This window comes from Planktothrix paucivesiculata PCC 9631 (genome assembly GCF_900009265.2).
Lineage (GTDB): Bacteria > Cyanobacteriota > Cyanobacteriia > Cyanobacteriales > Microcoleaceae > Planktothrix > Planktothrix paucivesiculata.
Map to the genome: position 1 here is coordinate 1 of NZ_LR735149.1, position 351 is coordinate 351.

Consider the following 351-nt stretch of genomic DNA (forward strand, 5'->3'; position numbering starts at 1 on the left):
TTTTTTTTTAAGATTTTTCTAATTCTTTCTGCGCTTAGTGCGATCGCTCTCTCTCGCAGAAGTTTTTCCGACAGTTGACGGCTATTATAAGTTCTTTCATCTGACTCTATACAAGTTTCTAAATATTCTATATCTTCTTCTTTCCACCTCCGTTTTCTTCCCGAACGAGGAGCATCAAATAATCCTTCTTTTTCTTGATTTATCCATCGAGTTATTGTTTTTCTTACCATGGCTTCTGAACACCTTAAAGTCTGGGCTATTTTTGAGACCATCCATCCTCCATCACTAAACATTAATATATCTATTCTCTGCCTTGTTCTTTTCGGAACTTTCTCTTGCTGATACAGAGTT

At 36.2% G+C, this 351-nt stretch carries 1 protein-coding gene; it reads right to left on the reverse strand.

The window, feature by feature from the left end; translation table 11 throughout:
* The coding region (locus tag PL9631_RS25885; protein ID WP_197046547.1) for a helix-turn-helix domain-containing protein at positions 1-351 on the reverse strand (351 nt) is incomplete at both ends.